General features: G+C 68.6%; 18 protein-coding genes, 2 tRNA genes and 1 pseudogene. 14 read left to right on the forward strand and 7 right to left on the reverse strand.

Annotation, left to right across the window (positions count from 1 at the left end):
* Positions 1–9 precede the first annotated feature (9 nt).
* Positions 10–924 (reverse strand): M48 family metallopeptidase, encoded by a 915-nt coding sequence (locus ACWF82_RS15385; RefSeq protein WP_452501611.1) that lies wholly within the window; start codon positions 922–924, stop codon positions 10–12.
* Between the two features lie 276 nt (positions 925–1,200).
* On the opposite strand from ACWF82_RS15385, the gene ACWF82_RS15390 reads away from it, so the two are divergent.
* Genes ACWF82_RS15390 through ACWF82_RS15400 form a run of 3 tightly spaced genes read left to right on the forward strand, consistent with a single transcriptional unit; the run spans position 1,201 to position 3,071 of the window.
* Complete coding sequence (locus ACWF82_RS15390; protein ID WP_452501613.1) at positions 1,201–1,674, forward strand: ribose-5-phosphate isomerase; 474 nt, start codon at positions 1,201–1,203, stop codon at positions 1,672–1,674.
* 34 nt (positions 1,675–1,708) lie between these two features.
* Positions 1,709–2,512, forward strand: coding sequence for an Fpg/Nei family DNA glycosylase (locus ACWF82_RS15395; protein ID WP_452501615.1), 804 nt, complete (start codon positions 1,709–1,711; stop codon positions 2,510–2,512).
* Between the two features lie 43 nt (positions 2,513–2,555).
* Positions 2,556–3,071 carry a hypothetical protein gene (locus tag ACWF82_RS15400; RefSeq protein WP_452501617.1) on the forward strand — a complete coding sequence of 172 codons (516 nt, stop codon included), beginning with the start codon at positions 2,556–2,558 and terminating at the stop codon, positions 3,069–3,071.
* 44 nt (positions 3,072–3,115) lie between these two features.
* Here ACWF82_RS15400 and ACWF82_RS15405 read toward each other — a convergent pair whose 3' ends face one another.
* Complete coding sequence (locus tag ACWF82_RS15405; protein ID WP_110039617.1) at positions 3,116–4,072, reverse strand: GGDEF domain-containing protein; 957 nt, start codon at positions 4,070–4,072, stop codon at positions 3,116–3,118.
* 697 nt (positions 4,073–4,769) lie between these two features.
* On the opposite strand from ACWF82_RS15405, the gene ACWF82_RS15410 reads away from it, so the two are divergent.
* The 3 genes from ACWF82_RS15410 (at position 4,770) to fabG (ending at position 5,741) form a co-directional block, all read left to right on the forward strand.
* A tRNA-Gly gene (locus tag ACWF82_RS15410) sits at positions 4,770–4,840 on the forward strand.
* A gap of 42 nt (positions 4,841–4,882) precedes the next feature.
* A tRNA-Pro gene (locus ACWF82_RS15415) sits at positions 4,883–4,959 on the forward strand.
* A gap of 23 nt (positions 4,960–4,982) precedes the next feature.
* Positions 4,983–5,741, forward strand: coding sequence for a 3-oxoacyl-ACP reductase FabG (fabG, locus tag ACWF82_RS15420; protein ID WP_452501619.1), 759 nt, complete (start codon positions 4,983–4,985; stop codon positions 5,739–5,741).
* A gap of 34 nt (positions 5,742–5,775) precedes the next feature.
* Here fabG and ACWF82_RS15425 read toward each other — a convergent pair whose 3' ends face one another.
* The 3 genes and pseudogenes from ACWF82_RS15425 to ACWF82_RS15435 form a co-directional block, all read right to left on the reverse strand.
* Complete coding sequence (locus ACWF82_RS15425; RefSeq protein WP_452501621.1) at positions 5,776–6,147, reverse strand: hypothetical protein; 372 nt, start codon at positions 6,145–6,147, stop codon at positions 5,776–5,778.
* 171 nt (positions 6,148–6,318) lie between these two features.
* Positions 6,319–7,065: pseudogene (locus ACWF82_RS15430) on the reverse strand (metallophosphoesterase); the annotation flags it as partial.
* Between the two features lie 72 nt (positions 7,066–7,137).
* Positions 7,138–9,612, reverse strand: a complete 2,475-nt coding sequence (locus ACWF82_RS15435; protein ID WP_452501623.1) for a phosphoketolase family protein — start codon at positions 9,610–9,612, stop codon at positions 7,138–7,140.
* Between the two features lie 162 nt (positions 9,613–9,774).
* Here ACWF82_RS15435 and ACWF82_RS15440 point away from each other — a divergent pair, with 162 nt between their 5' ends.
* The 5 genes from ACWF82_RS15440 to clpX all read left to right on the forward strand — a co-directional run bounded on the left by ACWF82_RS15440 (position 9,775) and on the right by clpX (position 14,819).
* Positions 9,775–10,329, forward strand: a complete 555-nt coding sequence (locus ACWF82_RS15440; RefSeq protein ID WP_452501625.1) for an FKBP-type peptidyl-prolyl cis-trans isomerase — start codon at positions 9,775–9,777, stop codon at positions 10,327–10,329.
* A gap of 132 nt (positions 10,330–10,461) precedes the next feature.
* Positions 10,462–11,826 (forward strand): trigger factor, encoded by a 1,365-nt coding sequence (tig, locus tag ACWF82_RS15445; RefSeq protein WP_452501627.1) that lies wholly within the window; start codon positions 10,462–10,464, stop codon positions 11,824–11,826.
* Positions 11,827–12,013: 187 nt separating this feature from the next.
* A complete protein-coding gene (locus tag ACWF82_RS15450) occupies positions 12,014–12,589 on the forward strand; it encodes an ATP-dependent Clp protease proteolytic subunit (protein ID WP_379030323.1) in 576 nt (191 codons plus the stop codon).
* A 42-nt stretch (positions 12,590–12,631) separates the two neighbouring features.
* On the forward strand, positions 12,632–13,297 hold the full coding sequence (locus ACWF82_RS15455) for an ATP-dependent Clp protease proteolytic subunit (RefSeq protein ID WP_218721479.1): 666 nt from the start codon (positions 12,632–12,634) through the stop codon (positions 13,295–13,297).
* Positions 13,298–13,538: 241 nt separating this feature from the next.
* The gene (gene clpX / locus ACWF82_RS15460; protein ID WP_189032986.1) at positions 13,539–14,819 is read left to right on the forward strand and encodes an ATP-dependent Clp protease ATP-binding subunit ClpX; all 1,281 of its coding nucleotides are present in this window, start codon (positions 13,539–13,541) and stop codon (positions 14,817–14,819) included.
* 57 nt (positions 14,820–14,876) lie between these two features.
* On the opposite strand, the gene ACWF82_RS15465 is transcribed toward clpX, so the two are convergent.
* On the reverse strand, positions 14,877–15,686 hold the full coding sequence (locus tag ACWF82_RS15465; protein WP_452501628.1) for a hypothetical protein: 810 nt from the start codon (positions 15,684–15,686) through the stop codon (positions 14,877–14,879).
* A 470-nt stretch (positions 15,687–16,156) separates the two neighbouring features.
* On the opposite strand from ACWF82_RS15465, the gene mihF reads away from it, so the two are divergent.
* Entirely contained in the window at positions 16,157–16,471 is a 315-nt protein-coding gene (mihF, locus tag ACWF82_RS15470) for an integration host factor, actinobacterial type (RefSeq protein ID WP_019045768.1), read from the forward strand.
* Between the two features lie 79 nt (positions 16,472–16,550).
* On the opposite strand, the gene ACWF82_RS15475 is transcribed toward mihF, so the two are convergent.
* The gene (locus ACWF82_RS15475; RefSeq protein WP_452501630.1) at positions 16,551–17,822 is read right to left on the reverse strand and encodes a hypothetical protein; all 1,272 of its coding nucleotides are present in this window, start codon (positions 17,820–17,822) and stop codon (positions 16,551–16,553) included.
* A gap of 258 nt (positions 17,823–18,080) precedes the next feature.
* Here ACWF82_RS15475 and ACWF82_RS15480 point away from each other — a divergent pair, with 258 nt between their 5' ends.
* Entirely contained in the window at positions 18,081–18,734 is a 654-nt protein-coding gene (locus tag ACWF82_RS15480) for a TetR/AcrR family transcriptional regulator (RefSeq protein WP_452501632.1), read from the forward strand.
* Positions 18,731–19,306, forward strand: coding sequence for a GNAT family N-acetyltransferase (locus ACWF82_RS15485; protein WP_452501634.1), 576 nt, complete (start codon positions 18,731–18,733; stop codon positions 19,304–19,306). The genes ACWF82_RS15480 and ACWF82_RS15485 overlap by 4 nt, the downstream gene beginning before the upstream one ends.
* The last annotated feature ends 2 nt before the right edge of the window (positions 19,307–19,308 follow it).

The raw sequence follows: 19,308 nt of genomic DNA on the forward strand, positions 1-19,308 counted from the left end.
CCCACCCCGTCACACCGGCTTCGGCGGTAGCGCGGGCGGCGCCGCGTTGAGTGGATAGCCGCCGGGCGGCGGGAGCATGCCGGGCTGCGGTGTGCTCGGACGCCAGAACATCGGGCCCGGCTTGCTCCGGTCGCGCAGCGCCCACATCCGCCAGGTCAGCACCGGATGACTCGACATCGCGTTGACCAGCAGTACGAAGCCGCCCTTCTCCCGCGCCGCCCGGTCGGCCATCTCGTCGAACCCGACGGCGGTATTGAGGTACTTGCCCGCGGCGAGGGTGGCCATCGCGCCGGGCGCGCCCAGATGCCGGTTGCAGAAGCCGTGATTGTCGGCGGTGTACTCCTGCGCCCGGATCAGCGACGACCCGAGCAGCGGCAGCCACGGCGCGACGAACATGCCGAGCTGACGCCAATACGACACGTGCCCGGCGGCGATATGGCCGACCTCGTGCCCGATGATGAAGGCCAGCGCGTCGGGTTCGCGGGCGGCGCCGCCGATCTCGAACAGATCGCTGTAGACCACGACGAACCGGCGGAACCCGTGCCCGGACGCGAACGCGTTGATCTGGCCGTTGCCGAGCACCACATACGCGTCGGGCACCTTCGGCATCCCGAATCGCGCCGCGGCCTCCTGCACCAACCGGTAGCCCTCGGGGAACTGCGTCGGCGACATCTTGACGCCGTTGATCCGCATCCGCGCGTAGTTCATGCCTCGGCCCGCCCACAGCAGCACCGGCGCGAACAACAGCAGCAGCACATACGGGCTGGTCAGAATCGAACCGCTGACCTCTTCCCCGTGCTCGTCGACCACGGGATCGGCCACCACCTCGACCACCAGCATCAGCAGTGCGAGCAGATACGCGACCGAGGTGATCATGATGACCACCACCAGCAGCGGGATCTCCCACGGATGCCGGGCGGGCATCCCTAACGGTGACAGGCCCCGCGGCTGGTACTGCGGCGGAAGGGGTGGGGGCGGATACGCGCCGGGAAAAGGCTGGGTCTGCGGAAACGCTCCGGTCTGCGGTGCGGGAAACCCACCGGTCTGCGCGCCCGGCTGCTGCCACGGCGACGGCGGCGCGGTCCCCGGCTGGTCGGCAGACGGCCCAGGCTGAGCGGGTGGGGGACCTGCCGAAGGCGGAGAATGCGGTTCGTGCGGGTGCATGAAAACGACTCTAAGCGGCCTGACACAATCGCAGCCATGCGCGTTTACCTGGGTGCCGACCATGCCGGTTTCGAACTGAAGAATCACGTCAAGGCCCATCTGCAGGAGGCCGGACACGAGGTCGTCGACTGTGGCGCCCTCGAATACGACGCTCTCGACGACTACCCCGCCTTCTGCATCGAGGCGGCCCGCCGCACCGTCGCCGACCCCGGCTCGCTCGGCCTGGTCTTCGGTGGCAGCGGCAACGGCGAGCAGATCGCCGCCAACAAGGTCCCCGGCGCCCGCTGCGCCCTGGCCTGGAGCGTCGAAACCGCCAAGCTGGCCCGCGAACACAACAACGCCCAGCTGATCGGCATCGGTGGCCGCATGCACACCACCGAGGAAGCACTGGCTATCGTCGACGCGTTCATCGCGCAGCCGTGGTCGGAAGAGGCCCGTCACCAGCGTCGCATCGACATCCTCGCCGACTACGAGAAGTCCGGCGAGGCCCCCGAGGTCCCGGCGTACTGAGATAGGCGGATGAGTTTCGAGAAGGGTGTGTTTCTTGCCTGAGGGGCACACCCTTCATCGCATTGCCCGCCTGCACCAGGAGCGGTTTTCCGGTGGCGCTGTGCGGGTTTCGAGTCCGCAGGGGCGCTTCGCCGAGGGCGCCGCGCTGGTGGACGGGCGGGTGCTGGAGCGGGCCGAGGCCGTCGGTAAGCATCTGCTGCACCACTACGAGTCCGGGCTGACCGTGCACGTGCACCTCGGGTTGTACGGCACGTTCAGCGAGGCCGGGCTGCCGATGGTGCAGCCTGTCGGGCAGGTTCGTATGCGGATGATCGGCGCCGCAACGGAATTCGGAACCGATCTGCGCGGGCCGACCGCGTGCGAGGTGCTCGACCCCGCCGAGGTGGACGCCCTGGTGGCGCGACTGGGCGCCGACCCGCTGCGGCCCGATGCCGATCATGGCCGTGCCGGCGCGCGAATCCGGCGCTCCCGCAGGGCGATCGGCGCGCTGCTGATGGACCAGGCGTTGATCGCCGGCGTCGGCAATGTCTACCGCGCGGAAGTGCTGTTCCGGCACGGCATCTCACCGTTCCGGCCTGGCACGTCGGTGAGCGCGGCCGAATGGGACGCGCTGTGGACCGATCTCGTCGACCTGATGCCGGTCGGCGTCGCCACCGGCCGCATGCATGTCGTCCGGTCCGAACACGACACCGGCGCACCGTCGTACGCCAAGGACCGGCCGCGCACCTACGTCTACCGCCGCCAGGGTGAGCCGTGCCGGGTGTGCGCGACACCGATCGCGTACAAGGGCATGGATGGGCGAAATCTGTTCTGGTGCCCGACCTGTCAGCCGCGCTGACTTACGGCCGGTCCGGCCCGCGCGGGTGTGCGACCATAGGCCGGTGACGCGACTCGGGGGAACGGCCGGAACGGATTCGCAGCAGGTAGACGCGGAATATTATGGCGCAGAAGGTGATCCGCGCTATCCATCACCGCGCAGGCTTCGCAACGCGGTGGCCAACGTCGCCGATCTCGTGCTCCCCTACGGCGTGCTCATAGCCGCGTTCCTGGGCGTTGTGCTGCTCGTCGGCCACGAGCGGATCCTCGACATGGACGATCACACCCCGGTGATGCTCGTATGCACGATCTTCGTGCTGGTCATGGTGGTGGCCGACGCCATTGTGCTTCCGGCCGTCGTAGGCGCGACCGTCGGTCAGCTCCTGACCGGCCTGGCGTGGATTCGTGGCACCGACGGCAGCAAGCCGAGCGCACGTGACATGAGGCGGGCGACCTTGCGGCACCGCACCGTGTTCCGGCTCGGTGGCGTCCAGCAATGCGCACCGCTGATCGTCGTGGTCCGCCGGTGCGACATCATCGCGAAACCGCCGGTCGCCGACGCAGGCTACATCGAACACTGACAGGGGTTGAGCCGGAGCGCGAAGTGCAGGCTTCGCGATCCGACTCAGCCCGCGACCGCGGTTCCCAGTTCCGGGTCGCCCGATTCGGCGAGCGCGAAACGCCGCCCGCCCGCGGATTTCGCCGAGTACATCGCGCGGTCGGCGCGACGTAGCAGATCGGTGAAATCGCACGTCTTTCCCGGCGCGCAGAACGCCGTGCCCACGCTGGCCGAGACCGGTACCGGCCCCGCGCTCGACCACACCGGGTCGCGCAGCGCCGCCACCACGCGGTGCGCCAGCTCGCCGAGGGTGTCGCGGCGCGGATTGGCCGCGACAACGAACTCGTCGCCGCCGTACCGGCAGATCACCGTGTCGGGCGGGCACACCTCGCGCAGCCGGTTGGCCAGTTCGACCAGTACCTCGTCGCCGATCGCGTGTCCGTAGCCGTCGTTGATCTGCTTGAACCGATCGAGGTCGACCACCAGCACGCCGACGCCGCGGGTCGGGTCGGCCGCGAAGGCCCGTACTCGTTCCTGCAGCAGCGTGCGGTTGGCCAGATCGGTGAGCGCGTCGTGGGTTGCTTCGTGGCGCAAGCGGTGCTGCAGCGCGGCGATCTCCTGTACGCGCAGTGACACTTTCGCCGAGATGTTCTGTTCCTGTTGCGCGAGCGCGCGTTCCTGCAACGCCTGCGCGTAGCTGTCGATGGCCTGGCTGGCGACCAGCGGCCAGCGGGTGGCCACCAGCGATCCGGGTACGCCGGAGGGGAAGCCGAGCAGCCAGCGGGTGGCATGCGCCAGCATCCTGGTGCGTTCGAACGGCGCCTCGGCCAGCCGGGCGCCCAGCATCCGCGCCTGTGGCACCGGGAACGGTTCGGTCCGAGCCAGATGCAGCAGCCGCTCGACGATCTCGACGAGCACCGGCTCCAGCTGGTGCGGCGCCGTGGACGATCCCGGTTCGGCGCACACCGCGCGGGCCCAGGCGCGGGCCATCGCGGCGACCGGTGGCTCGATGTGGACAGTCATCGATATCACCGGTGGAAGGTGGCGACGGTCTTGCCACCTCGATCGTTCGCACTGCTACGCGGTTGAGTCCACCGAGTTCGGTACACGCTCACCGCCCCCTTTCCAGATACCCCCGTCCGGCAAAAAGGATCCTAGCAAGCCACCCGAGACCTAAAAGCCGCGTAGTAGAACACGTTGCAGGTCTCTCGCGAATGGCGATCGGGTATGACATCGCTGCGGGCGCTCGGGTGTTACACACTTCCCGAAGAAATTTCGGGAGCACCGAAACGTGCAGCGTGTTGCCCATCCCGAGGTGGTGGACGTTGGGTCGCCAATGGGTTCCTCCTGGCAAAGGGGCGAGTCGTGACACAGCGGCCGAGTGACCACGACTCCCCCCGACAAGGAGCCGTCACGCGCCATCTCATGGTGGCCTACTCGCCGCCCACGTGCCAGGTTTTTTAGGAAAATTCTCCTGTTTATTCCCCCGGTGGAGCAGGCGCCGGTCCCCATAAGCGCGCATCAACAATGGTGTCGTCCGAAGGGTTTCCACGGATAGGGCCGTTAGGCCCTAATCGGGCACTGCGCCGGCGGGTGACAGCACCGCGGGGGAGGGCGCGTCGCCGTGCTCGCCAGGGGGCGGATTGGCATTTGTCGCGCGGGATTCGGTACAGTCATGGCGCACACGACATCGTGGCGATCCCATCGATGTCGTATGCCTGCGGGTGTAGTTCAATGGTAGAACCTCAGCCTTCCAAGCTGATGGTGCGGGTTCGATTCCCGTCACCCGCTCAAACATGAATTCCCTCGACGGCGTCGCAGCCTCCGAGGCCTCGGGGTGTAGCGCAGCTTGGTAGCGCATCCGCTTTGGGAGCGGAGGGTCGCAGGTTCAAATCCTGTCACCCCGACCATCACCATTTCGGTAGGAGGGCTCATGTCCACGGAACGCAGGGTCGCCATCGTCACCGGTGCCGCACGGGGTATCGGCGCCGCCGTCGCCGCCAAGCTCGCCGCCGACGGATATGCCGTCGCCGTCCTCGATCTCGACGCCGCAGCCTGCGCCGACACCGTCGCCGCCATCGAAGCCGCCGGGGGCAGTGCCCTCGCGGTGGGCGCCGATGTCGCCGACGAAGCCGCTGTCGCCGCGGCGGTCGAGCGGATCGCCACCGAACTCGGCGCGCCAACGGTCCTGGTCAACAACGCGGGCGTGCTGCGCGACAACCTGCTGTTCAAGATGTCGGTCGACGACTGGGACACCGTCATGAACGTGCACCTGCGTGGCGCCTTCCTGATGACCCGCGCCGTGCAGAAGTACATGGTGGACGCCAAGTTCGGGCGCATCGTGAACCTGTCGAGCACCTCCGCGCTCGGTAACCGCGGTCAGGCCAACTACTCCGCCGCCAAGGCCGGCATGCAGGGCTTCACCAAGACGCTGGCCTTCGAGCTGGGCAAGTTCGGTGTCACCGCGAACGCGATCGCGCCCGGTTTCATCGAGACCGAGATGACCGCGGCCACCGCGGCGCGTGTCGGCGTCGACTTCGAGGCGTTCAAACAGGCGGCCGCGGCGCAGATCCCGGTCAACCGGGTCGGCAAGCCCGAGGACATCGCCAACACCGCGTCGTTCTTCGCGAGCGAGGGCGCCGGGTTCGTGTCCGGTCAGGTCATCTACGTCGCGGGCGGGCCGAAGGACTGATCCGCCGGCCCGTTGCGCGCGAAGAATTTTCGCGTCAGGCGCAGTGGAAGCGGAACTGCGTGCCGACCTTGGTGCCCCTGGTGACCTCGAGCCGGACCGGTTTCACGTTGTCGGCCAGTGCGCAGCCGCCGGGAACGGTGATCACCTTCGCCTCGTAGCAACCGTCGGGCAGGGCCGCGGTGGCGCGTCCGTCGGCGCCGCTGGTCAGGGTCGTGACGACCGTGCTCTCGCCGCAGCGGGTCAGCGTGATCTCGGCGCGGTTGACGGGAATCGGTTCCCGGCCGGTGATGGCCCGGACGGTCAGCGTTCCCGCGCTACTCGTGCCGGGCGGCGCGGGATCGGCGGCCGCCAGTCCGGCGCCGACCAGTGGGCAGAGCACGGACAGGGCGAGCAACGTTCGGCGCATGAACCTCTCCTCGGCAGTGAGTCGGGTCGTCCGCCGCTGATGGTAAGCCCGATTCACCTGGTCGTGGCCGACCGGCGCGGGATGTCGAGTTGACGATTCGGCGACGATGGCGCGACGCCAGATCGAGAAAGACCGCGGCGGGGCCTAACGGGCGGGGGTGATGCCCGCGCGTTCGGCCCAGATCTGTTCGGCGGGCACGGAGATCGTGGTCAGCTCGGGGTAGCGCACCGCCGAGAGGCTGCCGCCGAAGACGGCGCCGGTGTCCAGGCACAGGGTGTTGTTGACCCAGGTCAGCTTGGTGACGGGGGTGTGGCCGTAGAGAACGGTGGCGGTGCCGCGGTAGTCCCTGGCCCAGTCGTAGCGGATGGGCAGGCCGTATTCGTCGTATTCGCCGGTGGGGGAGCCGTAGAGGGCGAACGAGCGGGCCCGGCCGGAGGTGCTGCCGTGCAGGCTTTCCGGCAGACCCGCGTGTGCGACGACCAGCTTGCCGTGGTCGAGCAGGTAGTGGCTGGGCAGCTCGCGCAGGAAAGTGTGTGCGGCGGTGCGGAATTCGAGGTCCTCGTCGGCGAGCTGGGCCAGTGAGCGGTCCAGGCCGTGCGCGATCCGGACATTGCGGCCGTCGAGGGCGCGCACCAGTTTGTAGTCGTGGTTGCCGGTGACGCACAGGGCGGTGCGCGCGGCGACCATGCCCATCGCCAGACGCAGCACGCCGGGGGTGTCGGGGCCGCGGTCGACCAGGTCGCCGACGAAGACCACGGTGCGCCCGTCCGGATGGGCGGCGCCGATCGCCCGGCCGCGCTCGTCGCGGTCGATCAGGTAGCCGAGTTCGCCGAGCAGGGTCTCGAGCTCGCCGCGGCAGCCGTGTACGTCGCCGATCACGTCGAACGGTCCGGTGAGGTCGCGGCGGTCGCGGGGCAGGGTGTGGTCGGTGCGGTGGGACTCGGTCATCGCCTCCATGGTCGTGCAGGCGCGGCCCGGGCCGCAAGCGCGTTACGTCACAGTGGGGATGGCGGCGGCGGGCCAGACCCAGTTCGCGACGACCGGGATGTCCTCGCCGTGCTGCCTGGTCCACCGGCGCGCGGTCAACCTCGCGTCGACCATCTCCTGGCGCAATCCCGCTGCCCGCTCCCGTAAGCCCGGGACCCGGTCGATCACGTCGAGCACCAGGTGGAAGCGGTCGAGGTCGTTGAGCATGACCATGTCGAACGGGGTGGTGGTCGTGCCCTTCTCCTTATATCCGCGCACGTGCAGGTTGGCGTGATTGGTGCGGCGGTAGGTGAGCCGGTGCACCAGCCACGGGTAGCCGTGGAAGGCGAAGATCACCGGGCGGTCGGTGGTGAACAGCGCGTCGAACTCGGGATCGGACAGGCCGTGCGGATGCTCGTCGGCGGGCAGCATGCGCATCAGATCGACGACATTGACCACCCGGATCCGCAGGTCGGGCAGCCGATCACGCAGGATCGCCGCGGCGGCCAGGGTTTCCAGGGTGGGGATGTCACCCGCGCAGCCGAGCACCACATCGGGCGTGGCGCCCAGCTCGTCGTTGTGGCAAGCCCACTCCCAGATGCCGGCCCCGCGAGCGCAGTGCACGGCCGCCTCGGACACCGAAAGCCAGTCGGGCCCCGGCTGTTTGCCCGCGACGACCACATTCGCGTAGTGCAGCGAACGCAGGCAGTGATCGTAGGTGGACAGCAGGGTATTGGCGTCCGGCGGCAGATACACCCGCACGATCTCGGGACTCTTGTTCGCCACGACATCGAGGAAACCCGGGTCCTGGTGGGTGAATCCGTTGTGGTCCTGGCGCCACACATGCGAGGTGAGCAGGTAGTTCAGGCTGGGGATCTTGCGCCGCCACGGCACCGCCAGGCTGGCGTCGAGCCATTTGGCGTGCTGGTTGAACATGGCGTCGACGATGTGGATGAACGCCTCGTAGCAGGTGAACACGCCGTGGCGGCCGGTCAGCAGATAGCCCTCCAGCAGGCCCTGGCACATGTGCTCGGAGAGCACTTCGACGGCTCGGCCGGTCGGTGACAGGTCGACGTCCCAGCGGCCGACCTCGGCCTGCCAGTCGCGCCCGGTCACCTCGAGGATGTCCTGCAATCGGTTGCTGACCAGTTCGTCGGGGGCGAGGGTGAGGAAATTGTGCGGGTTGCGCGCGGTGACATCGCGCAGCCAGCCGCCGAGCACCCTGGTCGCCTCGTGCTGCCCCGCACCCGGCTGCTCGACCTCGACGCCGTACTCGCGCCAGTCGGGCAGGTCCAGGTCACGCACCAGCAGCCCGCCGTTGGCCACCGGATTGAGACTCATCGGCCGGTCCGGGATCTGCTCGAGCAGGGCGGATACCGGCGTGCCGTCCTCGTCGAACAGCTCGTCGGGCCGATACGACCGCAGCCATTGCTCCAGCACGCGCCGATGCCGCGGGTTGGTGCGGGCCGCCGGCAGCGGCACCTGATGGGCGCGGAAGGTGCCCTCGACCCGCTCGCCGTCGACCACCGGGGGACAGGTCCAGCCCTTCGGCGTGTGCAGCACGATCATCGGCCAGCGCGGCCGGGTGCTGACACCGTCCTCGCGGGCCGCGCGCTGGAACCCGGCGATCAGGTCGAGGCAGGTGTCCATCGCGGCGGCCATCGCCTGGTGCACCGGCGCCGGATCGTCGCCGGAGACGATGATCGGCTCGTAGCCGTACCCGCGCAGCAGCGCGACCAGTTCCGCCTCGGGGATGCGGGCGAAGATCGTCGGATTGGCGATCTTGTACTCGTTGAGCGCCAGGATCGGCAGCACCGCGCCGTCGCGGCCCGCGTTGAGGAACTTGTTCGCGTGCCAGCTGCCCGCGAGCGGACCGGTCTCGGCCTCGCCGTCGCCGATCACGCAGAACACCGTCAGATCGGGATGGTCGAGCGCGGCGCCGTAGGCGTGCAGCAGGCTGTAGCCGAGTTCGCCGCCTTCGTGGAACGAGCCGGGCGTCTCCGGCGCGCAGTGACTCGGCACGCCGCCGGGGAAGGAGAACTGGTGGAACAGCCTGCGCATGCCGTCGCCGTCGCGCGGAATATCGGGGTAGAGCTCGGCGTAGGCGCCCTCCAGCCAGGCGCAGGCGTTGGGGCCGGGTCCGCCGTGGCCGGGGCCAGCCACGTAGACGGCGTTCAGGTCGCGTTCCCTGATCACCCGATTCGCGTGCGCCCACACCAGATTCAGGCCCGGCACGGTGCCGAAATGGCCGAGCAGGCGCGGCTTGATGTCCTCGGGCCGCAGCGGCTCGCGCAGCAGCGCATTGCCCATCAGATAGATCTGACCGACCGCCAGATAGTTCGAGGCCCGCCACCAGGTGTCCACCGCGACCAGCTCGTCACGGGTCAGCGGGCCGGGGGCGTCGGTGAGGGCATAGGGCTTCGGGGCGATGGTCTCGCCGTCGCCGCCGCCCACGTTGTCGGCCGCGGTGTCGTGCTCGATATCGCTGGTCCGGGTCATCGCGGACTCTCCTCGCACTGGGTGAGCTGCGGCGTCGTGCGCCGCGGGACCTGTCCGTTGCGCCGATTCGGCACTCGGCGACACCGGTGGAGAAACGCACCGCCGAGCCTACCGCCGTGCCGGTTCCCGGGGCCGGAGCAGCGGTCTATTACTGTGCGGGCCATGCATTCTCTCGGCAGGATCATCGGCATCGGACTCGTCGCGGCCGCCGCGATCGCGACAGCGGCGTGCGGCTCGGACACGGAGTCCTCCGGCACGACGTCGACCACCAGCGCCGCCGCGGGCGCGCCGACGGCGAGCAAGGGCCGCGAGTGCACCGCCGACGACGTGAAGGTCAGCGGTGGCTACGGCGACGCACCGGAGATCACCATCCCCGACTCGTGCGACCCGCCCACGACACTGATCGTCAAGGACCTGGTCGCGGGCAATGGCCCCGGCGCGGTCGCGGGTCAGCCGCTGACCATGAACTACGCGCTGGTCACCTGGTCGGACAAGCAGACCCTCGACAGTTCCTTCAAGCGCGGCAAGCCGTTCCAGCTGACCCTCGGCGCCGGCCAGGTCATCGAGGGCTGGGACCAGGGTCTGCTCGGGGTCCAGCAGGGCGCGCGCAGGCTGCTGATCGTGCCGCCGAACCTCGGCTACGGCGACGGCGGCAACGGCGTCGCGCCGAACGAGACGCTGGTCTTCGTCACCGACGCGGTGCAGGTCGGCCGCTAGCCACCGCCCAAACAACTGCCGATTGCACGGCCGCGACGGCGGTCAACTACCCTGGTCGGGATGCGTACGCGCCCCAGGGTGCGACGCCCCATGCGGGGACACCACATGAACTACGAACCAAGGAGCATGTCCGTGAAGAGCACCGTCGAGCAGCTGAGCCCGACCCGGGTCCGGATCAACGTCGAGGTGCCCTTCGAGGAGCTGAAGCCCGACTTCGACAAGGCGTACAAGGCGCTGGCCCAGCAGGTCCGCATCCCCGGCTTCCGTCCGGGTAAGGCTCCGGCCAAGCTGATCGAGACCCGCGTCGGCCGTGGCGCCGTGCTGGAGCAGGTCGTCAACGACGCGCTGCCGGGCCGCTACGCCGAGGCCGTGCAGTCCGCCGAGGTGAAGGTCATCGGCCAGCCCGAGATCGAGATCACCAAGATCGAGGACGGCGAAGAGCTGGCGTTCACCGCCGAGGTCGACGTGCGCCCCGAGATCGCGCTGCCGGACTACTCGGGCATCGAGGTCACCGTCGACTCCTTCACCATCGAAGACGCCGACATCGAGCAGCAGCTCACCTCGCTGCGTCAGCGCTTCGGCACCCTGACCGGTGTCGAGCGCGCCGTGCAGGACGGCGACTTCGTGTCGATCGACCTCTCGGCCACCGTCGACGGCGAAGACGTCCCGGAGGCGGCCACCACCGGTCTGTCGCACGAGGTCGGTTCGGGTCAGCTGATCGAGGGCCTCGACGAGGCGATCACCGGTCTGTCGGCCGGCGAGTCGAAGGAGTTCACCTCCACCCTGGTCGCCGGCGAGCACGCCGGTAAGGAAGCCGTGATCACCGTCACCGTGCAGTCGGTGAAGGAGCGCGAGCTGCCCGAGGCCGACGACGAGTTCGCCCAGCTGGCCAGCGAATTCGACACCATCGACGAGCTCAAGGAAGACCTGAAGGGTCGCGTCGAGCGCGTCAAGAAGGTCGAGCAGGCCGGTCAGATCCGTGACAAGGTGCTCGACACCCTGCTCGAGACCGTCGAGGTTCCGCTGCCCGAGGCCGTCGTCAAGGCCGAGGTCGACGCGGTGCTGCACGACGCCGTCCACGGCTTCGACCACGACGAGGCCAAGCTGGCCGAGGCGCTCGAGGCGCAGGGCTCCTCCCGCGAGGAGTTCGACAAGGACACCCAGGAAGCCGCCGAGAAGTCGGTCAAGACCCAGCTGCTGCTCGACGCCATCGCCGAGGCCGAGAACACCCAGGTCGGTCAGCAGGAGCTCACCGAGCGAATCCTGTTCCAGGCCCAGCGTTACGGCATGTCGCCGGAGCAGTTCATCCAGCAGGTGCAGCAGGCCGGTCAGCTGGGCGCGGTGTTCGCCGACGTCCGTCGCGGCAAGGCGCTGGCCGGCGTCGTCGGCCAGGTGAAGGTCACCGACTCCGAGGGCAACGTGGTCGACACCGCCGAAATGTTCGGTGACCCGGCGGATTCCGACGAGACCGAGCAGGTCGAGGCCGCCGCCGAATAGGTTTTGTGATGCCGGTGTGACCGGTACCCCACCCGGGGTGCTTGGATTGCGCTGTGAGCGAAGAAGGGCGGTACCGGGAGTTCGGTGCCGCCCTGCTTCGTTACTGTTTGTGACGACGAACCGTATGGCCGTAGCAATCGGTGAGAAGAGAAGGCAGGTATCCGTGACAATCAACCAGGCAGGGGTCATGACAGCCGCTACTGCTGGTCTCAACCTCAGTGATTCGGTGTACGAGCGGCTGCTGCGCGAGCGCATCATCTTCCTCGGCACCCAGGTCGACGACGACATCGCCAACAAGCTGTGCGCGCAGATCCTGCTGCTCGACGCGGAGGATCCGACCAAGGACATCTCGCTCTACATCAACTCCCCTGGTGGCTCGGTCACCGCGGGCATGGCGATCTACGACACCATGCAGTTCGCCGAGTGCGACATCAAGACCGTCGCGATGGGCCTGGCCGCGTCGATGGGGCAGTTCCTGCTGACCGCGGGCACCAAGGGCAAGCGTTTCGCGCTGCCGCACACCCGGATCATGATGCACCAGCCGTCGGCGGGCATCGGTGGTTCGGCGGCCGACATCGCCATCATGGCCGAGCAGTTCGCGCACACCAAGCGGGAGCTCAACGAGCTGCAGTCGCTGCACACCGGCAAGTCGGTGGAACAGGTGACCGAGGACGCGGATCGCGACCGCTGGTTCACGGCGAAGGAAGCCCTCGAATACGGCTTCATCGACCACGTGGTCAGCCACGCGAACCAGGCGAAGTAACGCCGCCGTCCCCCCTCACTCGAGACAAGCTTGGAGATAACGATGGCCAACCTCTTCGACCCGCGCGCCGGACATGGCGGCTCCGCTGCGGGCCTCCCGCAGGCGCGCTACATCCTGCCGCAGTTCACCGAGCAGACTTCGTTCGGCGTCAAGACTTCCGACCCGTACAACAAGCTGTTCGAGGAGCGCATCATCTTCCTGGGCAACCAGGTCGACGACGTCTCGGCGAACGACATCATGGCGCAGCTGCTGGTGCTGGAGTCCCAGGACCCCGATCGTGACATCACGATGTACATCAACTCGCCCGGTGGCTCGTTCACCGCGCTGATGGCCATCTACGACACCATGCAGTACGTGCGCCCCGACGTGGTGACGGTGTGCCTCGGCCAGGCCGCCTCGGCCGCCGCGGTGCTGCTGGCCGCGGGTGCCCCCGGCAAGCGCGCCGCGCTGCCCAACGCGCGCATCCTGATTCACCAGCCGTCCTCGGGTGGCGTGCAGGGCCAGGTGTCGGACCTCGAGATCGCCGCGGCCGAGATCGAGCGGATGCGCCGCCTGATGGAGGTCACCATCTCGCGCCACACCGGCAAGTCCGAGGAGCAGGTCCGCAAGGACACCGACCGCGACAAGATCCTGACGGCCGAGGAGGCCAAGGAATACGGCATCGTCGACCAGGTCTTCGACTACCGGAAGCTCAGCGGACAGAAGTGACACGCCCGGGCCCGTCGCCGCAGTTTCGGCGGCGGGTCCGCCAATTTCGCGCGGGTTGGCCCACAATGGTGAGAACCCGCACAACCCTGAACAGAAACATGCGCGAGTTGTCGACCTCATTCGCGCACACCAGGTACGGTCGACTCAGGGACCATTGCTCTGATTGACGGCACCGAAACGTATTTCCGGCCCAATCGGGGGACGACGGTCGCACTCGGACAAGGAAGTAGGGACCTACGAGATGGCGCGCATCGGAGACGGCGGCGATCTGCTCAAGTGCTCGTTCTGCGGAAAGAGCCAGAAGCAGGTCAAGAAGCTCATTGCGGGCCCCGGGGTCTATATCTGCGACGAGTGCATCGACCTCTGCAACGAGATCATCGAGGAAGAGCTGGCCGAGTCGAGCGAGGTCAAGCTCGACGAGCTGCCCAAGCCCTCGGAGATCCGGGACTTCCTGGAGAACTACGTCATCGGCCAGGACACGGCCAAGCGCACCCTCGCGGTCGCGGTGTACAACCACTACAAGCGCATCCAGGCGGGCGACAAGGGCCGCGACAGCCGCGGCGAGTCCGTCGAGCTGGCCAAGTCGAACATTCTGATGCTCGGCCCCACCGGCTGCGGTAAGACCTACCTCGCGCAGACGCTGGCGAAGATGCTGAACGTGCCGTTCGCCATCGCCGACGCCACCGCGCTCACCGAGGCGGGCTACGTCGGTGAGGATGTCGAGAACATCCTGCTGAAGCTGATCCAGGCCGCCGACTACGACGTCAAGCGCGCCGAGACCGGCATCATCTACATCGACGAGGTCGACAAGATCGCCCGCAAGAGCGAGAACCCCTCGATCACCCGCGACGTCTCCGGCGAGGGCGTGCAGCAGGCGCTGCTGAAGATCCTGGAGGGCACCCAGGCGAGTGTGCCGCCGCAGGGCGGTCGCAAGCACCCGCACCAGGAGTTCATCCAGATCGACACCACCAACGTGCTGTTCATCGTGGCAGGCGCGTTCGCGGGCCTGGAGAAGATCATCTCCGACCGCACCGGTCACCGCGGCATCGGCTTCGGCGCCGAGGTCCGTTCCAAGGCCGAGGTCGACACCGACGACCACTTCGCCGACGTGATGCCGGAGGACCTGATCAAGTTCGGTCTGATCCCCGAGTTCATCGGCCGCCTGCCGGTCGTCGCCTCGGTGACGAACCTGGACAAGGAATCGCTGGTCAAGATCCTCTCCGAGCCGAAGAACGCGCTGGTCAAGCAGTACGTCCGGCTCTTCGAGATGGACGGCGTCGACCTCGAGTTCACCACCGACGCCCTCGAAGCCGTTGCCGATCAGGCGATCCTGCGCGGCACCGGCGCCCGTGGCCTGCGCGCCATCATGGAGGAAGTCCTGCTTCCGGTGATGTACGACATCCCCGGCCGCGACGACGTCGCCAAGGTGGTCGTCGACGCCGACACGGTCACCGAGAACGTTCTCCCGACGATCGTGCCGCGCAAGACCCAGCGCACCGAGCGCCGCGAGAAGTCGGCCTAGAGCCACGAAAGAAGGGCCCGTACTCCGATCCGGAGTGCGGGCCCTCTTTGCGTACTGCTAGCTCTCGCGGAAGGCCGGAGCCGCCGACAGGAGGTCTTCGGCGTCGTCGTTGGGGATCTCGGCCGAGGCGCGGGCGATGGCGGTGCTGTAGCGGGCGCTGGCGGCGTTGTGGATCATCAGGGCGACACCGATCATCACCGGGGCCACGGCGTGCACCGCGGCGTCGTACCAGTGCCCGGCGCTCAGGTGCGGGTAGGTGTTGAGGGCGATGGTGAGGGTGAGCAGGAACAGCTCGGCGACCAGGACCTGGGTGCGGTTGCCCATCACGCCCCACTCGGCCACGCGGGTGGTGCCGATCATGATGATGATCAGGCAGACGCTGATCATCGCCTCCAGGCCGAAGCTGGCCCAGTAGAGCGGGTCACCCGGCCCGCCGGGGGCGATGTTGTGCTGGACGTTGACCGCCGACCACAGCATGCCCGCGATCACCACGCCCGCCAGCGCGCGCAGCGACCAGGTGCGGTGCTGGTAGAGCGAGGCCAGCCGGGCACGTGGGTTGGATTCGCGGCGCTGCGCGGCGATGGCCTTGCGGGCCAGCATCACGTCGGCCATTTCCGCCCGCTCCATCTCGGCGGTGGTCTCGCGCAGCCGGTCGGCGTGCATGGAGGCCGACTTGATCTGCTTCCAGCGCTGGTCGCGCTCGTAGGTGCGGATCTTCTCGGCGAGTTCGCGCTCGGCGCGCAGCTCGTCCTCGGACAGCGCGTCGGTCAGGGCCGGATCGGACTGGTAGGCGATGCGCCGCCTGGCCCGTTCGACCCGGACCGGCAACGCAACGACCTCGTCATCGAGCGGGTGTTCCTCGCGCATCGCAACTCCAGTTAGCAAAAGGTTTCGCCGGGTCGCGTCATTCTTGCGCATAAGGTGGCGGAGAGCACAACCGCGGGCCGGTTAGGGTCGGCCCGCGGAGGCCGGAAATAGTCTGGCGCACAACTGTGTAGCTGGAACCGCACTGTCACGGGGAGACGGTGACGACCGGGGAACCGGTCGCGCCCGGGACCGAGGAGCTTCGTTGATCCTCCGTGGTTCGCCGTTGAACCTTGATCCCGTTCGGTGCTTCTGTTGATTTTTTCGGCGCAGGCCGGTGTGGTGTTACGCGCGTCTTTCGTCCGTTTAGTCCGTCTTGCTGGTCGTTCACCCATTACGACGGGCTCACGACGCAAAACTCATCGGCGTATCCTCGCGGTGTGTCGGACTGGTGCTGCCGTTCGGTTGCTGTTTACTCGGTCCGTCAATCAGATGTTCGAGTTGTTCGAGTGACGAGTGGAAGCGGAGGAGACATGGCACTGCCTACGATGACCGCCGAACAGCGCACCGAGGCGTTGGCCAAAGCGGCTGCCGTGCGCAAGGCGCGCTCGGAACTGATCGGCAAGGTGAAGGAGGGCAAGGTCACCGTCGCCGATCTGCTCAAGAAGGCCGACAGCGACGACCTGGTCAAGAAGACAAAGGTCGCTGCGGTGATCAAGGCGCTGCCGGGTGTCGGCCCGGTGAAGGCGGCCAAGCTGATGGATCAGGCCGAGATCCCCGAGGATCGCCGCATCGGCGGGCTCGGTGCTCGCCAGCGCGCGGCGCTGCTCGACGCCCTCGAGGCCTGAGCCGAACAGTGATCCGACGCCCGTGGACGCACAGCGTGCACACCACGGGCGTCGGGATAGTTCGTCCTGACGAGGTTTCTCAGACGCAGTAGGTCAGCAGGAAATCGTTGATTCGCAGGCGCCAGCCCGGCTGTAGCTCGATGGGCAGGGTGCCGACGCGGGACCAGCGATCGGAGTCGGGGGCGGCGAAGAACGTACCGGAGGTGGCGGGGGCTTCCCGGACGAACACCTTGCCACGGTCGGGGGCGACGAAGGCATGGACCCGGGAGACGAGCCGGTCGCGTTCGATCAGGATGGGGGTGGCGGCGGCGGCCCGGACCGATTCGTCGCCGGAGGGGTTACGGCCAAGGACATAGGGCCGGTCCAGCGGGTAGCTGAGCCCGTCCTCGGTGACCAGGGCACCGCGCGGACTGCTCGGCTGCGGCCCGGACTTTCCCAGCGCGACGGGCTCGGCCCGCTTCGCCGCATCCAGGGCCTGCGACCAGGCCAGGGGAGCGCTGGTGGCCGGGGTGTTGCGCGGTCCGGTGCTGACGGTGACGCCGTCACCGGTGTTCGGCCGCGAGCCCGTGCTCACCGTCTCGCCGTCGGCGCTGCCCGCGTCGGGCACGAAACCGGTTGCCGGACCAGCGGATCCGGGCGCGGACTCGCCGGGCAGGGCGAAACCCGCGGTGGCGGGCCTTGCCTCGCCGGGCAGGGCGAAACCCGCGGTGGCGGGCCTTGCCTCGCCGGGCAGGGCGAAACCAGCCGTGGCGGGCCTTGCCTCGCCGTTCTCGGCGTGGCCGGACGGCTCGCGCAATGCCCGGAACCCGGTGGCCTCGGTCGCCGGCGGCTCGTCTATCGCCTCGACGCGGCGCGGCGCCGGATTGCGGCGACGGCCGAGGGTGAGCACGAAACCGTTGCCGTTGACGATGCCGGCCCGCAGATCGGTGCGCGGATTGGCGCTGGTCGGGTCGGCCATCTCGGCGCCGACCGCGATCCGCCGGACCGGTTCGCGGATGATCTCGTCGACCCAGGTGAAGGCGCGGTCGCCGGCGAGGCGGCGGTTGCCCTCGGCGCCGGAGATCTCGGCGATCACCGCGCCGCGCAACAGGATCAGCGTCCCGTCGGCGGTGGGCGCAAGCACGCCGAACGGCGGCGGTGCGGAGGCGCCACCGAAGACGACACCGGCTAGTCGCTGGGCCAGCGCCGCACCGGGCGCGGAGGCCGCGGTGCTCATCGCGACGGTTTCGACCGCGCCGAGTAGCCGGTCGGTGGATGGGGTCTCACCTGCCAGATAGACGACGACGTCGCCGAATCGGGCGACGATCCCGGTACCGGGCACGATGGCCACGGTGGACGAATGCGCGCGCATCAATGCCTCCTTGTCGGACTGGCCTTTGTCAGCATAGATCGACTGACGCGCGGGGGTCGGGGGTTGTGGCCACGGCGGCGGCGCCCCGGTCGCGTCGGCCTGCTGCCGCACGGCGGCAGTGCGCCACTGACACTGCCGGTTCGGCCGAGCGCGCTCTCGAACAGTCTGGGCGAAGCGCGGGCCATGCCGAGGATTTCGGTGCGAGGTGCGAACGTTGTTCGTGCCAAACGTCGTTCGTGCGCCGCGTAGGATCGGCGCATGAACGCCGCACCCGTCAGTCGCCGGGCCAGACCGGCGAAAGCCCCGCTCAGCCGCGAGGTGGTCATTCGGACCGGATTGCGCATCCTCGATACCGACGGCCCGGCCGCGCTGACCATGCGCCGGGTCGCCCAGGAACTCGACACCGGCGCAGCCTCGCTCTACGTCTACGTCGCCCATCGCGACGACCTGATGACCGGCATGCTCGACCACGTCCTGTCCACCGTGACCACGCCCACCGATGGTGACTGGCGGCAGCGCCTGACCGCCCTCGTCGAGGACACGATCGAGGCGCTCGGCGGGCACGTGGGTCTCGCGCCGCACGCCTTCGGCAGGCTCCCGGCCACCGAACACGGGCTCGTCCTGATCGAACAATTGCTCGCCCTGCTCCGCGAAGGCGGCCTCGATCCGGCGACCGCCACCTGGGCCGTCGACCTGGTCCACCGGCACATCACCGCCGAAGCCGCCGAGCGGGCTGCCTCCAACGTCAAGGCCGGGACCGAGGCGGAGTACATCGCCGAACTGCCCGCCGAGCGCTACCCGACCATCGTCGCGCTGCGTGCGCAGCTGACGGCGCGCGGCGACGTCCGCGCCCGGTGGGCCCTGCGCGCCCTGCTCAACGGCATCATCGCCACCCCGGCGGACGCGCGGTGACCGGCGTCGATCAGCCAGGGACCGCCGAGCGGCGACCGGCGGTCGGCGGCCCGATCCGGCCCGCGGGCGAGTCCGAGATCCCGGTGCTGCAGGAGATCGAGCAACGTGCCGGTGCGCCGTTCGCCGAGGTGGGCATGACCGCGGTCGCCGAGGACGAGCCGCCGCAGGCCGACACCCTGCGCGAATACATCGCCGCCGAGCGCGCGTGGGTGTGGCCCGACGACACCGGCCGCCCGATCGGCTACCTGGTGCTCGGCTTCGTCGACGGACAGCCGCACATCGACCAGGTGTCGGTCGACCCGGCCTACGCGGGCCTCCGCCTCGGCAAACGCCTCATCGACCACGCGGTCCGCTGGGCGAAAGACCGTGGGCTGCACGAGATCACCCTCACCACCTTCACCGAGGTGCCGTGGAACGGCCCGTACTACGAGCGCCTCGGCTTCACCTACATCCCCGCCGCCGACGAGACACCGGAGCTGCGGGCCATCCGCGCCGCCGAGATCGCCCACGGCCTCGACGAATGGCCGCGCGCCTGCATGCGCGCAGACTTGGGCACGTGGGTCGACGGCTGACC

It is taken from the genome of Nocardia sp. NPDC055053, assembly GCF_053608285.1.